A 14,924-nucleotide genomic window follows, 5' to 3' on the forward strand; every position below is an offset into this window, starting at 1 on the left:
GGGGCGGGCCGGACGGGCGCGGCGGCAGACCGGTGGCACGGTGCCCGGCACCGCGGTGGCACACGGCGAGGGCCGCCCCACCGTTGTGCGGTGGGGCGGCCCTCGCCGTGCTGTGCCGTACTGCCGTGCCGGCGCAGGTCAGTCGCCGTTGCCGGGTGCCGGCGTCGTCTTCTGGATCTGCATCAGGAACTCGGCGTTCGACTTCGTCTGCTTCATCTTGTCCAGCAGCAGCTCGATGGCCTGCTGCTGGTCCAGCGCGTGCAGGACGCGCCGCAGCTTCCAGACGATGCCCAGCTCCTCGGCGCCCATCAGGATCTCCTCCTTGCGGGTGCCGGACGCGTCGACGTCCACCGCCGGGAAGATCCGCTTGTCGGCGAGCTTCCGGTCGAGCTTGAGCTCCATGTTGCCGGTGCCCTTGAACTCCTCGAAGATGACCTCGTCCATCCGCGAGCCGGTCTCGACCAGCGCGGCGGCCAGGATCGTCAGGGAGCCGCCGTCCTCGATGTTCCGCGCGGCGCCGAAGAACTTCTTCGGCGGGTAGAGCGCGGTGGAGTCGACACCACCGGACAGGATGCGGCCCGAGGCGGGGGCGGCCAGGTTGTACGCGCGGCCCAGGCGGGTGATGTTGTCCAGCAGCACCACCACGTCGTGGCCGAGCTCCACCAGCCGCTTGGCCCGCTCGATGGCCAGCTCGGCGATGGTGGTGTGGTCCTCGGCGGGGCGGTCGAAGGTCGAGGAGATGACCTCGCCCTTGACCGACCGCTGCATGTCGGTGACCTCCTCCGGCCGCTCGTCCACGAGCACGACCATCAGGTGGCACTCGGGGTTGTTGCGGGTGATGGAGTTGGCGATCGACTGCAGGACCGTGGTCTTGCCCGCCTTCGGCGGGGCCACGATCAGGCCGCGCTGCCCCTTGCCGATGGGCGAGACCAGGTCGATGATCCGCGAGGTGAGGTGGTTCGGCTCGGTCTCCAGCCGCAGCCGCTCCTGCGGGTACAGCGGGGTGAGCTTGCCGAACTCGGGCCGGCCCTTGCCGCTCTCGGGCGACATGCCGTTCACCGAGTCCAGGCGGACCAGCGCGTTGAACTTCTCGCGCCGCTCGCCCTCGCGCGGCTGGCGGACCGCGCCGGTGACGTGGTCGCCCTTGCGCAGGCCGTTCTTGCGGACCTGGGCCAGGGAGACGTACACGTCGTTCGGGCCGGGCAGGTAGCCGGAGGTGCGCACGAACGCGTAGTTGTCGAGGATGTCCAGGATTCCGGCGACCGGGATCAGGACGTCGTCCTCGGAGATCTGCGGCTCGGCGGCGAAGTCGTCGCGGCCCCGGCGGCCCCGGCGGTCGCGGTAGCGGCCCCGGCGCCCGCGGCGGCCGCCCTCGAAGTCGTCGTCGCGGTCACCGCGGTTGTCGCGGTCACCGCGGTTGTCGCCGCGGCCCTGGCGGTTGCCGCCGTCCTGGCCCTGCTGCTGGCCGCCGTCCTTGCGGCGGTCGCGGTCGCGCTGGCGGCCCTTGCCCTGACGGTCGCCGCCCTTGTCCTGCTGCTTGTCCTGCTTGCCGCCGTCGCCCCTGCCCTCGGCGGGCCTGTCCTCGGCGGTCTCGGCGGCGGCCGGGGCCTCGGCGCCCCTGCCCTCGCTCTTGCCACCGCGGCGACGGCGCTCACCGGCGGGCTCGTCGCTGACGGGCTGGCCGGGGATGTCGATCTGCTGCTGAGCGGCCTCGCCGGCGCCCTCGGCGCTCTCGCCCGTACGCGCCTTGGAGGTCGCGCGACGGCGCGGCTTGCTCTCGGCGGGGGCGGCCGGGGCCTCGGCAGCGGCGGCGGGGGCGGAGCCCGAGCCGTTCTCGGCCTGCTTGGCCCGGATCGTCTCGATCAGCTGGCTCTTGCGCATCCGCGCCGTGCCCTTGATACCGAGACCGGAGGCGACTTGCTGCAGCTCGGCGAGAACCATGCCCTCGAGGCCCGTGCCGGAGCGGCGACGCCTGGGGGCGGTACCGGATGCGGGCGCGGCAGGGGCGTCCGTGGCGGGCGCGGCGGCTTCGGCGGCGTCCACGCCCATCAGATCGGTGGTATCGCTCACGAAGGGTCCTTCCCTGGAGCGGGCGTCGGCCTGTCTGGCTCGGCGACCGGTTGTGCTGTCCGGCTGCGGTCTTCGTCTCGACCGGGCCGGGGCGGTGGTTCCGCCCGGATGTACGGCGGAGGAATCAGTACATAGTCAATACACGGTGTGGCGTGAGGGGATGACGTGCGTCAATCACGCCGTTCCGGAGCGAGCTCGACACTGCTCGGCAGGCTGCTCAGGCAGTTCTGGAGGCTCCCGGAAGAAGGAGTGGTCCCTTATGGGACTGTACCCATGGGATCACGGAGAGCACCGCACCGCCCTCGGGTCGTCCCAGGAGGCTGCGAGTGCAGACTTGAGGTTAACACTACCGGACCCAACAAACATTCCCCCTCTCCGAGGCCCGCATTCGTGTCACCGGCCCGTGCCGGCCAGCGGCAGCACACCGGCTCCCGCCGTGTCGAGGGACAGCCGGTTGGCCGCCCATCCGTCGCCCGCCAGTCGCGCGACCTTGTCGGCCGTGGCCTCCTGCGCCAGCGCCAGGACCGTGGGCCCGGCGCCCGAGATGACGGCGGGCACCCCGTCGGCGCGCAGCCGGTGCACCAGCTCCACGCTCTCCTCCATCGCGGGGGCGCGGTACTCCTGGTGGAGCCGGTCCTCGGTGGCGGGAAGCAGGAGTTCGGGGCGGCGGGTCAGCGCCTCGACGAGCAGGGCGGCGCGGCCCGCGTTCGCGGCGGCGTCCACGTGCGGGACGGTGCGGGGCAGCAGTCCGCGGGCGGTCTCGGTGAGCACCGGCCGGTCGGGGACGAAGACCACCGGGACGACGGTGGGGTCCGGGTCCATCCTGATCGCCCGCGCGGCGCCGCCGTCGGTCCAGGCGAGGGTGAAGCCGCCGAGCAGGCAGGCGGCCACGTTGTCGGGGTGCCCCTCTATCTCCGTGGCCAGCTCCAGCAGGGCGGTGTCGTCGAGTTTCTCGGCGCCGCCGGTGGTCACCGCGCGGGCGGCGATGACGCCCGCGCAGATGGCCGCCGAGGAGGAGCCCAGGCCGCGGCCGTGCGGGATGCGGTTGGCGCAGACGACCTCCAGGCCGCGCGGCTGGCCGCCCAGCAGGTCGAAGGCCGTGCGCAGGGAGCGTACGAGCAGGTGGCTCTCGTCGCGGGGCAGGGTGTCGGCGCCCTCGCCGGCGATGTCGATGTGCAGTCCGGAGTCGGCGACGCGGACCACGACGTCGTCGTACAGGCCGAGGGCCAGACCGAGGGCGTCGAAGCCGGGGCCGAGGTTTGCGCTGGTGGCGGGGGTGCGCACCCGGACGGCGGCGGCGCGGAACGCGGGACCGGCCATCGCTCGTTGACTCTCCTTGGTGTGACTGTCCTGGGGGACTGCGGGGACTGTGCTGCTCGGATGCTCGGTCGGATGTGCGGGCGGACGCCGGTCCGGTGCGGGTCGCGGACGCGCTGCGCGACGTCTTGGGGAACCGCGGCTGGGAGCCGGACCGGTCCACTGACCTCTGGCACATGCCGTGTGACAGGTCGGGACGTAGTCCCACCCTATCGAAGGACGGTTCGGTGGCGGTACAGGGCGTACGGGAGGCGCACGATGCGTGTCGCGCGCTGCCGGTGCGCCCCCGTGCCGGGTGCGTGCCCACCAGGGGCCGCGCCCGGCACGGGGGGCGTCACACGTCCCGCGTCCTCACACCAGGCCGAGGCGCTCGGCCGCGGTGTCCGCGTCGACGGGGACGACGGTCGGCTGGGGAGCGCCCTGCACGGCCCAGTCCGGGTCCTTCAGCCCGTTGCCCGTGACGGTGCAGACGATCCGCTGGCCGGGGTCGACCTTCCCCTGCTCGGCCGCCTTGAGCAGGCCGGCGACCGAGGCGGCCGAGGCCGGCTCGACGAAGACGCCCTCCTGCGCGGCCAGCAGCCGGTAGGCGGACAGGATCTGACGGTCGGTCACCTCGTCGATGAGTCCGCCGGACTCGTCGCGGGCCGCCTCCGCGTACTCCCAGGAGGCCGGGTTGCCGATGCGGATGGCGGTGGCGATGGTGCGCGGGTCCTTGACCGGCTCGCCCCGCACGATGGGCGCCGAGCCGGAGGCCTGGAAGCCCCACATCCGCGGTGTGCGGGAGGCGTGGACCCCGCCGTCGGGGCCGGGCGCGGCGTACTCCCGGTAGCCCCTCCAGTAGGCGGTGATGTTGCCCGCGTTGCCGACCGGCAGGACATGGATGTCGGGGGCGTCGCCGAGCATGTCGACGACCTCGAACGCGGCGGTCTTCTGCCCCTCGATCCGCACCGGGTTGACCGAGTTGACCAGCGACACCGGGTAGTTGTCCGACAGTCCGCGCGCCAGGGTGAGGCAGTCGTCGAAGTTGCCGTCGACCTGGAGGATGCGGGCGCCGTGCACCAGCGCCTGGCCCATCTTGCCCATCGCGATCTTGCCCTGCGGCACCAGCACCGCGCAGACCATCCCCGCGCGCACCGCGTAGGCGGCGGCCGAGGCCGAGGTGTTGCCGGTGGAGGCGCAGATGACGGCCTTCGCGCCCTCCTCCTTCGCACGGCTGATGGCCATCGTCATCCCGCGGTCCTTGAAGGATCCGGTGGGGTTGGCGCCCTCGACCTTGAGGTGGACCTCGCAGCCGGTGCGCTCGGAGAGCACCTGTGCGGGCACGAGCGGAGTACCGCCCTCGCGCAGGGTGACGACGGGGGTGTCGTCGGTGACCGGAAGCCGGTCTCGGTACTCCTCGATGATGCCCCGCCACTGGTGGGTGCCGGACATTCGAGGAGTACTGGTGCCAGGACTGGCGGTGGTGGCGGTCATCTCTCTCATTCCCCTTCGACCCGCATGGTGCTCGCGACACCCCGTACGGTGTCCAGTCTGCGCAGCGCCTCGACGGTCGCCGACAGGGCCGCGTCGGAGGCACGGTGGGTGACGACGACCAGCGACGCGCCGTCGCCGGGGCCGTCCATGCCCTGCTGGCGCACGGTGTCGATGGAGACCCCGTGCTCGGCGAAGACGGTGGCGCACTGGGCGAGGACGCCCGGTTTGTCGGCGACGTCCAGGCTGATGTGGTAGCGGGTGACCACCTCGCCCATCGGGCTCACCGGGAGCTGGGCGTAGGCGGACTCCCCCGGCCCGCGGGCTCCGGCGAGCCTGTTGCGGCAGACGGCGACCAGATCGCCCAGCACCGCCGAGGCGGTGGGCGCGCCCCCCGCGCCGGGCCCGTAGAACATCAGCTGACCGGCGGCCTCCGCCTCGACGAAGACCGCGTTGTACGCCTCGCGGACGGAGGCGAGCGGGTGGGTCAGCGGGATCATCGCCGGGTGGACGCGGGCAGTGACCGACCGCCCGTCGGCGGCGCGCTCGCAGATGGCCAGCAGCTTGACCGTGCAGCCCATGCGCCGCGCGGAGGCGATGTCGGCGGCGGTGACCTCGGTCAGCCCCTCGCGGTGCACGTCGTCCAGGCGGACGCGGGTGTGGAAGGCGATGCCGGCCAGGATCGCGGCCTTGGCGGCGGCGTCGAAGCCCTCGACGTCGGCGGTCGGGTCGGCCTCGGCGTACCCCAGGGCGGTGGCCTCGTCCAGCGCCTCGGAGTACCCGGCGCCGGTGGAGTCCATCCGGTCGAGGATGAAGTTGGTGGTGCCGTTGACGATGCCCAGGACGCGGTTGACCTTGTCGCCGGCCAGGGACTCGCGCAGCGGGCGCACCAGCGGGATCGCGGCCGCGGCGGCGGCCTCGTAGTAGAGGTCCACCCCGTGTTTCTCGGCGGCCTCGTGGAGGGCCGAGCCGTCCTCGGCCAGCAGCGCCTTGTTGGCGGTGACGACACTGGCGCCGTGCTCGAAGGCGGTGTTGATCAGGGTGCGGGCCGGCTCGATGCCGCCGATGACCTCGACGACCACGTCGATGTCCTCGCGGGCGGCCAGGGCGGCGGCGTCGGTGGTGACCAGCTCGGGCGCTATGCCCTCGCGGACCCTTCCGGGGCGGCGGACGGCGACCCCGGCCAGTTCGACCGGGGCCCCGATCCGGGCGGCGAGGTCCTCCGCGTGCGTCGTCATGATGCGCGCCACCTCTGAGCCGACGACCCCACAGCCCAGCAGCGCCACCTTCAGCGGACGCGTACGCATCATCAGACCTCGCTTCTTCACAGTCCTGTGGACTCAAGTCTCACGCACGGGTGGCCGGATCCCCCGCCACATCCAGCATGCGAGACGTCGTCCTCTCCTTTTGAGACGGCCCGGTCGGGGCCGCCGTCCGGACGGCCGGTCTCCGTCCGGCCGTCCGGTACCGCCCGGCATCAGCCGGCGCCGGGCGGTGCCGACCTGCGTCGGCCGGCCTCAGCCGACGTCCAGGCCGAGCAGGTCCTCCTCCGTCTCGCGCCGCACGATCACCCTGGCCCTCCCGCCCGAGACCGCCACCACCGGCGGCCGCAGGGAGTGGTTGTAGTTGCTCGCCATGGACCGGCAGTACGCGCCGGTGGCCGGGACGGCGAGCAGGTCACCGGGGGCCAGGTCGGCCGGGAGGAAGGCGTCGCGCACCACGATGTCGCCGCTCTCGCAGTGCTTGCCGACCACGCGCGAGAGCATCGGCGCGGCGTCGGAGGTGCGGGAGACCAGCGCCACGGAGTACTCGGCGTCGTACAGCGCGGTGCGGATGTTGTCGGACATGCCGCCGTCCACGCTGACGTAGGTGCGCAGGCCCTGCAGCTCCTTGACGGTGCCGACCTCGTAGAGGGTGAAGGTCGTCGGGCCGGCGATGGCCCGCCCCGGCTCCACCGACAGCCGCGGCACGGCCAGCCCGGCGGCCCGGCACTCGTGGGCGACGATCTCGTGCAGCGACTTGGCGATCTCGTGGGGCTCGCGCGGGTCGTCGTCGGGGGTGTAGGCGATGCCCAGACCGCCGCCGAGGTCGATCTCGGGCAGCTCCACGCCGTGCTCGTCGCGGACCTCGGTCAGCAGCTGCACCACGCGGCGCGCGGCGACCTCGAAGCCGGCCATGTCGAAGATCTGCGAGCCGATGTGGGAGTGGATGCCCACCAGCTCCAGGCTGTCCAGCTTCAGCACCCGCCGCACCGCCTCGGCGGCCTGACCGTCGGCGAGCGCGAGCCCGAACTTCTGGTCCTCGTGGGCGGTGGCGATGAACTCGTGGGTGTGCGCCTCCACGCCCACCGTCACCCGGATCTGCACCCGCTGGCGCCTGCCGAGCCGCTCGGCGATGTGCGCGACGCGGGCGATCTCCTGGAAGGAGTCCAGCACGATCCGGCCGACCCCGGCCTCCACGGCCCGCTCGATCTCGGCGGTGGACTTGTTGTTGCCGTGCAGTGCGATGCGCTCGGCGGGCATCCCGCCGGCCAGCGCGGTGGCCAGCTCGCCGCCGGAGCAGACGTCGAGGTTGAGGCCCTCCTCGGTCAGCCAGCGCACCACCGCGCGGCACAGGAACGCCTTCCCGGCGTAGAACACGTCGGCCTCGTCGCCGAAGGCCTCGCGCCAGGCGCGGCAGCGGGCCCGGAAGTCGTCCTCGTCCAGGACGTAGGCCGGGGTGCCGAACTCCTCGGCCAGCGCGACGACGTCCAGCCCGCCGACGGTGGTCACCCCCCGCTCGTCGCGGGCGACGGTACGGGCCCACACGCGCGGGTCGAGGGCGTTGAGGTCGGCGGGCGGCGGGGTGTAGTGGCCCTCGGGCAGGACGTCGGCGTGGCGGGGCCCGGCGGGGTGTGCGGAACGGCTCATGATCGCTTCGTGATCTCCATCACAGATGTACGGGTGCGGTGACGCCCAGTCGGGACAGGCCGCCGGCCAGCACCGTCCCGGCGGCCTGGGCGAGGGCCAGCCGGGCCCGGTGGGCGGCCAGGGGTTTCCGCTCTCCGGCGGGCAGCACGGACCCGTGTATGCCGAGGAGGCCGTCGGCGACCGTTCCCAGGTGGCGGGCGAGCCGGCCGGGGTCGCCCAGCGCGGCGATCCGCTCGTACTCGGCCAGCGCACCCAGCAGGTCCGCCTCGCGCGGCGCGTCGTAGGCGTACCCGCCGGCCCCCGCCTCGGGGCCGAAGCCCAGGGCACGCGCGCCGCGCAGCAGCGCCCGGGAGCGGGCGTGGGCGTACTGGACGAGGAAGAGGGGGTTGGACTCGCGCTGCTCCAGCAGCCCGGGGCCGGGCTCCTCACCGGTCGCGGCGGCCCAGTTGCGGACGTCGCGGGCGGGGTCGGTGCGCTCCGCCACCGGGGACTCCCCGTCCCCCGCCGCGAGGGCCCCCACCAGTTCCGCGCGGGCCCCGCCCGCCACGGTGATGTTGAGGAAGCCGGGACCGGCGACCGCCACCTCGGCGATGCCCTCCTCGCGCGCCAGCCTCTCCCGCAGGATCTCGGCGACGCCCCGCGCGGGCCGCCCGGTGACGGCGGCCAGCCGCAGTGCGGCGTTGGTGGCGTAGTCCCCGCAGCCAGGCCGCGGCGGGCGCCCCACGGTGATCCGCTCCGGCAGCCCGTCCAGCGCCTCCAGCGCGCCCGGGGACAGCTCGCCCAGCGCGCCGTCGCCGGCCGCGCGGCGCACGGTGCGCAGCACGGTGCGCGAGAGCTGGGCGGGAGTCACGCGTCAAGGGTATGGGAGAGGGGGTGGAGGTGCGCGAACGCGTTCCGAAGGATGACACGCACCTCACACCGGCCCGTGCCCACCGCCCCGTCCCGCGGGGCTCATCCCGCTCACCCCGGCTGCCGTGTCACCCCGGCTGCCGTACGGCGGGCTCAGTCCCGCACGTCCCGCCGTCACCGCGCCCGCCGGCGGCCAGCCGCCGCACCGTCCGCACCAGCTCCACCGGCTCGAACGGCTTGGCCACGAACGCGTCCACCGCCGCCGCCCGCACCTGCTCGCTCCTCAGCTCCGACCGCGTACAGGCGCTGACGATCGCCAGGGGGATGCCGCGCGTCCGCTCGTCGGCGCGCAGCCGCTCGGCGGTCCGCAGGCCGTCGAGCCGGGGCATGGCCACATCGAGCGTGATCACATCGGGCCGCACCCGCTCCACGATCTCCAGGCACTCGGCACCATCGGCCGCGGTCACGACCTCGAAGCCTTCGAGTTCGAGGTTGACCCTGATCAGCTGCCGGATGACCTTGCTGTCGTCCACCACAAGGACCCGGCCGGACACGCCAGGCACACCCCAGAGACTAGGCCCACACCTCCGCCTGCGTCCGGCTTTCGCCCTTTTCCGCCCGCCCGGCACCGGCAAACCCTGTCCGATCCACCCCCGGGAAGCTGGTAGTGTTCTACCCGTCGCCGCGATCAACCGACCGCCGCCGACAGGCCCCCGTAGCTCAGGGGATAGAGCAACGGCCTCCGGAGCCGTGTGCGCAGGTTCGAATCCTGCCGGGGGCACCTTGAAGAAGGTGCCGAAACGCCCCGCCACCAGCCACAACGCTGGATGCGGGGCGTTGTCGTGTGTGTGGCTGCCCGGGACAAGGATCCTGCCTCCGTCCTCGTCCGGCGACCGCACCCATGGCGCCCCCACGGGTTCGGGGTTCACGGCGGGCGTTCCGGTCGCCCCGCACGGTCGGCACTCTTTCCCACCCTCGTGACACAGCCGTGGTCGAGGCCAGGAAGAGGCGACTCAACTGCCCTCGCCCACGGCTTCCCTCCGCAACCACGACCGGTGGCATCCGGAGTAGCATGAAGAGTATGAGCGAGCCTACTCAGAAGTACTCGATCACGATGCCCCGGGACATCGCCGAGGCCGCCCGCGCCCGCAGCGGCCCCTCCGGTCTCTCCTCCTATGTCGCCGCCGCCGTGGCCCGCCAGATCGAGCGCGACAACCTCAACGAACTCATCCAGGTCGCCGAGGCCGAACACGGACCCGTCACCGAGGACGAGATCCAGGCCCTGCGCGACCAGCTCCAGCAGGCGCGCCGACAGCAGAGCGGCGACGGGGCGAGCGCGGCGTGACACATTCTCCGGCCACCCCGGGCGGCACGCTCGTCCTCGACAGTGAGGGGCTGGCCAAGGCCGTACTGCGCGATCGCGCGGTCACCGCCTGGCTCGCCCTCGCCCGCGCCGACGACCTGCGTGTGATCACGTCCGCGGCCACTCTGGTGGAAGTGGTGCACCCCCGCATCAACCGCCCCGCCTTGGAGTGGACCCTCTCCCGTCTCGTCGTCGAACCGGTCACCGAGCCGATCGCCCGCCACGCCGCCGCCCTCCTCGCCGATGCCGGTCTGCACGGCCACAAGTACGCCATCGACGCCATGCTCGGCGCGACCGCCCTCGCCGCCCCCGGGCCCGTCACCGTGCTCACCTCGGACCCGGAGGATCTCGACGCTCTCTGCGGACCGCGTGTCACCGTCATCAAGGTCTGACGCCCGCGCGCCGGGGTGGACAGCGCACTTCGGGATCGCGGGACGTACGCGGGGCCCTGGACCCGGCGGCGCGTCAGCCGAGCCTCCGGCCCAGCGATCGGGCGGGCTGCGCCCCGGTCGGCTCGACGGCGGTGGGGACGAGGACCACCTGCTGGAAGGTCCAGCAGTCGCCGGACTCGGTGGCGATCTCCGCGCCGCAGTCGGCGCAGGCCAGGTTGGGCCCGTCATGGCCGTCGGGGCCGCAGCAGCCGTTGCGCCGCCCCTTGCCGTGGATCGGCCGCAGACCCCGGACGTCCGCCGGGGAGAGGACGATGCTGTTCCGCGGGCCGCCCGGAAGCAGGACCCTGCCCCCGTCCTCGTCCGGCGACTCCACCCACGGCGCCCCCGCGGGCTCGGGGTCCACGGCGAACGTTCCCGGCGCCATACGCGGCGGGCACTCCTCCCCGTCCTCCATCTCGTACGGGGCCCGGGCATCGTCGGGATCCGGAAGAGGCACCTCACGGACCGGGCGCGTCACCTCTGCCCGGCACTTCACACAGCGGAAGACCATCACCGGCTCATCGTCACCCCCCTCGGCCACCCGAGCCACCGAATACCTCCCGGGCCGGCTGTCTTCTTCGTCCGGTGACTCGGCAACCTCGTCGGGGCCCACCTGCCCGCCAACGCGGCGCGCTGCTGCGGATGGGTCTTCAGACAGCGTCGCGGGCTTCGGTGATCAGCCGCTGCGCCTCCAGCACCGCATCGCGCAGACGCCCCGGCCGTACGCCCTCCCGCGCCATCCACTCGTCCAGGCGGGGGCGCAAGTGCCGGACCATGCCCGGGCCGTGCCGCCGCAGCACCGAGCGGCTGACCGAGATCTCCTCCTGGATCTCACGGCGGAGGTCGTCGGTCCAGCCCTGTTCCGTGTCCACCCGGCCCAGAGGGGCCTTGAGGGCGGCCACGGCCCCGTCGAGCACCGCGAGCAGGTCCATGATCCTCCGGGGGTGTGGGGAGGCGCGCCCCGGGACGAGCGGGTCGTCGTCGTATCCGTCGATCGGCACCGGGCAAGGATGCCATCCGCCTCCGGCGGGCACGCGGTCGCGCGGGGTCGTTCAACTCGGGCCGGCGGTGGGAAGGTTCCCGCTGGAATCGGCCCGGCCCGGCGGGGCCGCGACCTCGACGGGATGTGCCCATGTTGCATGTGCGCTTCGACAGCGGGGAGTTGGCCCGGTTGCGGGTGGCACGGCGGACCGACCCGCTGTGGGAGGCCGTCCTGAGCCTGCACCTGCTGCAGAACCGGCAGGCCGCGCTCGTCTTCGACCCCTGGCGGCAGGAGGTGCGCGCGGCGCTGGAGCGGCACCGGATGCTCCCGGTGGTCCGGGAGCTGATGCGGCTGTGCCCGCCCGCCCCGTACTTCCCCGACTTCCTCACCCCCGGCCGCGGTGAGGACGACGTGGACGCGGCCCTGGACCGGGTGCTGGCCACGCCCCGGCGGCGGCTGGCCGACGAGTTGGCGCGGGTGTACGTGCGCGGTCCGGTGCCGCGGAGCGTGCGGTGGGTGGCCGAGGGCGGGGCGGAGGCGCTGCGGTGGCTGGGAGACACCCTGCGCCGCTACCACGACGTGGCGGTGGCGCCGTATCTGGCGGCCATCCGGGCGCGGGCCGCGGCCGACCGCGCCCGGCGGGGCGAGGCCGCCCTGACGGGGGGCGCGGAGGCGCTGCTGGAAAGCTACGCCGCGCCCGAGGGGTGGGAGTACGGCGGGCGCGCGCTGCGGGCGCCTTATCCACTGGAGCGCGAACTGCGTCTGGAGGGACGGGCGCTGACGCTGATGCCCGGCTTCTTCTGCGTCCGCACCCCGCTGGTGCTGGCTGACGACTCGCTGCCGCCGGTCCTGGTGCACCCGCTCTCCCCCGCGCCCGGCTGGCTGACCCGGCTGCGGCGGGACGAGGCGGCTCCGCCGGTGGCGCAGCTGATCGGCGGTACGCGCTCGCGGGTGCTGGAGTTGCTGGAGGAGCCGGTGACGACCACCGGCCTGGCGGCGCGTACGGGCCTGGCGCCCTCGACGGTGAGCCACCATGTGGCGGTGCTGCGGGACGCGGGGCTGGTCGTCTCGCGGCGGGACGGGATGCGGGTGCTGCACCGCCGCACCCCGCTCGGCACGGCCCTGCTGGACGGACCCGTCCCCTGAGCCGGGCGCTCGTGGGGCGACACTCGGGGACGGGTCCGCGCGGCCCTACGGGCAGTCGGGTACGCCGGGGATCCTGTTGTCCGGGGTGTCGGCGTAGATGTTGGTCATGTAGCCGCCGTACTGGGGCAGGTAGGCCCACCAGTCGTTGGTGTAGGGCGGCACGGAGACCGTCTGGCCGCGCTTCTGACAGCCGACCAGGACGTCGACGCCGGCGGGCAGGGTGGTCACCACGGAGGAGCCGGTGGTGGGCCCGGTGCGGACGCGGACGCCGGAGCCCCAGGTGCCGACCCAGGTGCCCGCCGGGCGCCGGGCTCCGGGGACGTCGAGCGAGCCGACCAGCTCGGTGAGCCGGGAGTAGGCGGTGCCGTACGTGGTTCCGTCGGGGTGGAGGGTGAGGACGGCCACGATGGCGCGGTCGTCGCCGCCGACCGTGCCCGTGGAGTGCAGGGCCTCGCTCACCAGGTCCAGCTCCCTCGCCGAGCCGGAGGCGGCGGAGGCGGCGGAAGCCTTGGCGGCCGGGGTGTCGGCGGTGCAGCCGCCGGAGGCGAAGCCGGACCAGCCCTGCTTGATCGCCCAGGGCCGCTCGAAGGCGGAGGCGATGCCGGAGTACTGGTCGTAGCCGTCGCTCGCGCAGCGGGTGGCCTGCCGCAGGTTGCCCATGACGAAGTCGCGTACGGGCACGGGCGCGGCGTCGAGGACGTGGCGGTAGATCCGTACGGTGTCCGCGGCGGTGGTGGCGGTGTAGCCCCAGTAGCCGGGGTGGGTGGAGGGCGGCGGGGCGGTGCCGGTGAGGGCGAGCCGGGAGACCATCCGGTTCACGATCGCACCGCCTCCCCGGGTGGACCAGTAGTGGCTCGCGGCGGAGTCGTCGCTGCTGCGCAGCATGGCCGTCAGACGGGTGCGGTCGGCGTCCGGGAGGGCGTCCGGGCCGCGGTCCCACAGCAGGTCCAGCACGATGAGCAGCTTCATCACGGAGGCGGAACGGAAGCGCAGGTCCGCGTTGATCCGCTCGGTGAAGGCGCCGGTGCCGCGGTCGAAGACGGCGACGCCCGCGGTGACTCCGGCCGGGATGCGGGCCTGCGGCCCCGGCCCGTTCCGGGCGGCCGACGCGGGGGCCGCCAGACCCGTGCCGAGCATTCCCAGGGCGAGCAGGAGGACGGCGAGCGGGGTCCGTACGCGGTGCGGGGCGGCGGTACGCCGCCGGGTGGCCCTCCGCGGTGCGGGCGGGGGCTCGGTCGGGGGGTGTGCGTGCATCGTGTGCCGACTCCTCGGGGCCGCAGGGGGAGAGGGAGAGGAGGAAGGGGGAGGGGGATGGGTGGGAGGAGGCCGCGGTCGCGGCGAGCGAGCGAGCGAGCGAGCGAGCGAGCGGCCATCGTGGGAGCCGGATGTCGTCGGGGGCAAGGCATTCAAGCTGGTTCGAAAGGCTCCCGCGGCCCGTTGTGAGGGGGCGCCGGTCCGGTTACGTTCCCACCACCGCGCAGCCGGCGGCCGGCGCGTTCCGCGGGCCGCGGTCCCCCACCCTCACACCACGAGGAGCCACCGCATGTCTTCGCGATCCCCCATACCCTCCCCCTCGCGGCGCCGGCCGTTCGGGCGGCTCCTGGCCGTGCTGGCCGGGGCGCTGGCCGTGCTGGCCGGGACGCTCGCCGCGACTCCGGCCACGGCGGCGGAGGCCGGCACGATGGCCGCCCCCAACTTCAAGGCCCCCTACGCCTGCGGCCAGAGATGGACCTACAGCCACCACTCCGCGGAGGTGCGCCGCGCGCTGGACTTCGTACGCGCCGACGGCGGCTCCACCGCGGGCGCCCCCGTCCTGGCCTCGGCGGCGGGCACCGCGACCCGGCACTACCAGGCCGGTGGCGCGGGCAACTACATCGTCATCGACCACGGCGGCGGCTGGAAGACGTACTACTTCCACCTGGCGTCCTTCTCCGTGGCGAGCGGCGCCTGGGTCGGGCAGGGGCAGCAGATCGGCACCACCGGCAGCACCGGCAACTCCTCCGGCGCCCACATCCACTACGAGCAGCTCTACAACGGCGTCGGGCAGAACATCCGCATCAACGGCTCGGCCCTGGCCTACCCCGGCAGCTACCACCAGTACTACCTCACCAGCGACAACGGCTGCGGCGGCGGGAGCAGCTTCATGACCTGGGGCTCGGGCGTACGCGTCCGGGCCGACGCCTACCTCTCCTCGGCCGTGGTGACCACCCTGGCCGGTCCCACCCGGGTCACGGTCGTCTGCCAGAAGCAGGGCGACACCGTCAACGCCGAGGGCTACACCAACAACTGGTGGAGCAAGCTCCGCGACCAGGGCGGTTTCATCTCCAACATCTACATCGACCACCCCGACGCCAAGCTGCCGGGCGTGCCGAACTGCTGACGCGCGG

14 protein-coding genes and 1 tRNA gene are annotated in these 14,924 nt (G+C 73.6%); 5 read left to right on the forward strand and 10 right to left on the reverse strand.

Going from position 1 to position 14,924, the window contains the following annotated elements; genetic code table 11:
- Positions 1–138 precede the first annotated feature (138 nt).
- From rho to BMY40_RS21100, 7 genes are all read right to left on the reverse strand, one after another.
- Positions 139–2,070 (reverse strand): transcription termination factor Rho, encoded by a 1,932-nt coding sequence (gene rho / locus BMY40_RS21070; RefSeq protein ID WP_093661961.1) that lies wholly within the window; start codon positions 2,068–2,070, stop codon positions 139–141.
- Between the two features lie 393 nt (positions 2,071–2,463).
- The gene (gene thrB / locus BMY40_RS21075; protein WP_093661963.1) at positions 2,464–3,390 is read right to left on the reverse strand and encodes a homoserine kinase; all 927 of its coding nucleotides are present in this window, start codon (positions 3,388–3,390) and stop codon (positions 2,464–2,466) included.
- Between the two features lie 348 nt (positions 3,391–3,738).
- Positions 3,739–4,818 (reverse strand): threonine synthase, encoded by a 1,080-nt coding sequence (thrC, locus tag BMY40_RS21080; protein WP_093661965.1) that lies wholly within the window; start codon positions 4,816–4,818, stop codon positions 3,739–3,741.
- A gap of 47 nt (positions 4,819–4,865) precedes the next feature.
- Positions 4,866–6,167, reverse strand: a complete 1,302-nt coding sequence (locus BMY40_RS21085) for a homoserine dehydrogenase (protein ID WP_093661967.1) — start codon at positions 6,165–6,167, stop codon at positions 4,866–4,868.
- Positions 6,168–6,374: 207 nt separating this feature from the next.
- Positions 6,375–7,766 (reverse strand): diaminopimelate decarboxylase, encoded by a 1,392-nt coding sequence (gene lysA, locus BMY40_RS21090; protein WP_093661969.1) that lies wholly within the window; start codon positions 7,764–7,766, stop codon positions 6,375–6,377.
- A gap of 19 nt (positions 7,767–7,785) precedes the next feature.
- Positions 7,786–8,616 (reverse strand): arginine--tRNA ligase, encoded by an 831-nt coding sequence (locus tag BMY40_RS21095; protein ID WP_093661971.1) that lies wholly within the window; start codon positions 8,614–8,616, stop codon positions 7,786–7,788.
- A 127-nt stretch (positions 8,617–8,743) separates the two neighbouring features.
- Entirely contained in the window at positions 8,744–9,169 is a 426-nt protein-coding gene (locus BMY40_RS21100) for a response regulator (RefSeq protein ID WP_177214088.1), read from the reverse strand.
- Between the two features lie 155 nt (positions 9,170–9,324).
- Here BMY40_RS21100 and BMY40_RS21105 point away from each other — a divergent pair.
- The 3 genes from BMY40_RS21105 (at position 9,325) to BMY40_RS21115 (ending at position 10,370) form a co-directional block, all read left to right on the forward strand.
- Positions 9,325–9,396: transfer RNA gene (locus tag BMY40_RS21105), tRNA-Arg, on the forward strand.
- A gap of 300 nt (positions 9,397–9,696) precedes the next feature.
- On the forward strand, positions 9,697–9,960 hold the full coding sequence (locus tag BMY40_RS21110; protein ID WP_093661973.1) for a CopG family transcriptional regulator: 264 nt from the start codon (positions 9,697–9,699) through the stop codon (positions 9,958–9,960).
- Complete coding sequence (locus BMY40_RS21115; RefSeq protein ID WP_093661975.1) at positions 9,957–10,370, forward strand: PIN domain-containing protein; 414 nt, start codon at positions 9,957–9,959, stop codon at positions 10,368–10,370. Before BMY40_RS21110 ends, BMY40_RS21115 begins: the two co-directional genes overlap by 4 nt.
- Positions 10,371–10,443: 73 nt before the next feature.
- Here the strand turns inward: BMY40_RS21115 and BMY40_RS21120 are convergent, their stop codons facing one another.
- Positions 10,444–10,794: a hypothetical protein gene (locus BMY40_RS21120; RefSeq protein ID WP_143071798.1), complete on the reverse strand. Its 351-nt coding sequence runs from the start codon at positions 10,792–10,794 to the stop codon at positions 10,444–10,446.
- 265 nt (positions 10,795–11,059) lie between these two features.
- Positions 11,060–11,410, reverse strand: a complete 351-nt coding sequence (locus tag BMY40_RS21125) for a hypothetical protein (RefSeq protein ID WP_245770221.1) — start codon at positions 11,408–11,410, stop codon at positions 11,060–11,062.
- A gap of 131 nt (positions 11,411–11,541) precedes the next feature.
- On the opposite strand from BMY40_RS21125, the gene BMY40_RS21130 reads away from it, so the two are divergent.
- Positions 11,542–12,537: an ArsR/SmtB family transcription factor gene (locus BMY40_RS21130; protein WP_093661979.1), complete on the forward strand. Its 996-nt coding sequence runs from the start codon at positions 11,542–11,544 to the stop codon at positions 12,535–12,537.
- Positions 12,538–12,582: 45 nt separating this feature from the next.
- On the opposite strand, the gene BMY40_RS21135 is transcribed toward BMY40_RS21130, so the two are convergent.
- Positions 12,583–13,674 (reverse strand): SH3 domain-containing protein, encoded by a 1,092-nt coding sequence (locus BMY40_RS21135; protein ID WP_093662056.1) that lies wholly within the window; start codon positions 13,672–13,674, stop codon positions 12,583–12,585.
- A gap of 406 nt (positions 13,675–14,080) precedes the next feature.
- On the opposite strand from BMY40_RS21135, the gene BMY40_RS21140 reads away from it, so the two are divergent.
- Positions 14,081–14,917, forward strand: a complete 837-nt coding sequence (locus BMY40_RS21140) for a M23 family metallopeptidase (protein ID WP_093661981.1) — start codon at positions 14,081–14,083, stop codon at positions 14,915–14,917.
- The last annotated feature ends 7 nt before the right edge of the window (positions 14,918–14,924 follow it).

This window comes from Streptomyces radiopugnans (genome assembly GCF_900110735.1).
GTDB classification, from domain to species: domain Bacteria; phylum Actinomycetota; class Actinomycetes; order Streptomycetales; family Streptomycetaceae; genus Streptomyces; species Streptomyces radiopugnans.

Bases quoted from the DNA above. Each gene is read 5' to 3' on its own strand.
- thrB (WP_093661963.1), bottom strand. From the start codon at position 3,390: ATGGCCGGTCCCGCGTTCCGCGCCGCCGCCGTCCGGGTGCGCACCCCC.
- thrC (WP_093661965.1), bottom strand. From the start codon at position 4,818: ATGTCCGGCACCCACCAGTGGCGGGGCATCATCGAGGAGTACCGAGAC.
- BMY40_RS21085 (WP_093661967.1), bottom strand. From the start codon at position 6,167: ATGATGCGTACGCGTCCGCTGAAGGTGGCGCTGCTGGGCTGTGGGGTC.
- lysA (WP_093661969.1), bottom strand. From the start codon at position 7,766: ATGAGCCGTTCCGCACACCCCGCCGGGCCCCGCCACGCCGACGTCCTG.
- BMY40_RS21110 (WP_093661973.1), top strand. From the start codon at position 9,697: ATGAGCGAGCCTACTCAGAAGTACTCGATCACGATGCCCCGGGACATC.
- BMY40_RS21120 (WP_143071798.1), bottom strand. From the start codon at position 10,794: ATGGCGCCGGGAACGTTCGCCGTGGACCCCGAGCCCGCGGGGGCGCCG.
- BMY40_RS21130 (WP_093661979.1), top strand. From the start codon at position 11,542: ATGTTGCATGTGCGCTTCGACAGCGGGGAGTTGGCCCGGTTGCGGGTG.
- BMY40_RS21135 (WP_093662056.1), bottom strand. From the start codon at position 13,674: ATGCTCGGCACGGGTCTGGCGGCCCCCGCGTCGGCCGCCCGGAACGGG.
- BMY40_RS21140 (WP_093661981.1), top strand. From the start codon at position 14,081: ATGTCTTCGCGATCCCCCATACCCTCCCCCTCGCGGCGCCGGCCGTTC.